1 protein-coding gene is annotated in these 1,048 nt (G+C 61.4%); it reads right to left on the bottom strand.

Annotation, left to right across the window (positions count from 1 at the left end):
• Positions 1-407 precede the first annotated feature (407 nt).
• Positions 408-1,048: mandelate racemase/muconate lactonizing enzyme family protein (locus EN893_RS35370; RefSeq protein ID WP_164901457.1), on the bottom strand; the 641-nt coding region annotated here is incomplete at its 5' end.

The following is a 1,048-nucleotide window of genomic DNA, read 5'->3' as shown; positions in this document are numbered from 1 at the left end:
TGCCGATACGGCCCAGCACCGGCAGCGACAGGCCGAGCAGGCTGCCGTGACGGACGAAGTCGCGGCGGCTGACACGACCGTCGACAAGGCCGTCGATCAGGTGATTTTCAAGCGGCGTGCGATTGCGCCGGATCAGGTCGAGAATGCCAAAGTTCTTGCTCATGGGTTTTTACCCTTTCCCCTATTTCTTATGGTTGACGAAATTTCGTGGATTGCTCCATTTTTCGGCCGCCAGAGAGGTCTGTCGACCGAAACCTTAGCATGCGGTTTTGTCCGGTCCATCCAGTCGTGGCGTGGACGCGCCGGCTTCCTGGCTGCACTGCTCCATCGTCTTGTCCAACCTTCCTGACCGAAGTCGCGCGGTTGGCTTCTCGTCTCTTGGCCGCTGTCTGGCCGGCTGCCGCCGTCTAGTTCAGCGGCAAACGGCGATAGGTTCCGGGCTTTGCCGGGTCATGATACTTGTTGCACGGTCCTTTCTCGGTAAAGTCTCTGTGACAGGCAGCGAGGTTTTCGCGCGACAAGGTGACGCCGAGACCAGGACCTTCCGGAACGCGCACGAAATTGTTTCTCGGCGAAAACGGCCCTTCCTCGGTGACATCCATCGGCAGCATGCGAAACAGCGACTGGTTCGGCTCCCTGATCCAGCCAAGTGCCGCGCACAGGTGCAGATAGGCGGCACTGCCGATGCCGCTGTCGCCGCTGTAGCACCAGAAATCGATGCCGGCGTGCTCGCAGGCGCCAACGAAGCGCAGTAGCCGGCCGATGCCGCCATGCGTCGTCGGGTTGCCGACGAACGCGTCCGGAACCTTGGTTTCCATGGCGCGCGCAATGTCGATGTTGTGGGTCGAGAACGGGATCGAGCAATGGCGCCGCAATTCGCGCATCTCCTCGATGGTCGCCACCGGATCCTCCCAGTTGCGCACGCCCAACTCTTCCAGCGGGCGCGCCAGCCGCCGCGCGGTGCTGAGTGAATAAGCCTGGTTGGAATCGATACGGATCATCGCATCGTCGCCGAGTTTCTTGCGGATCAGCTCGACCATCCTGAGCG

Origin of the sequence: Mesorhizobium sp. M7A.F.Ca.CA.004.04.2.1, from assembly GCF_004022825.1 — a bacterium.
GTDB lineage: Bacteria > Pseudomonadota > Alphaproteobacteria > Rhizobiales > Rhizobiaceae > Mesorhizobium.
Note: the sequence above shows the minus strand (reverse complement) of the source record. Positions and strands in the feature narration are given on the sequence as shown.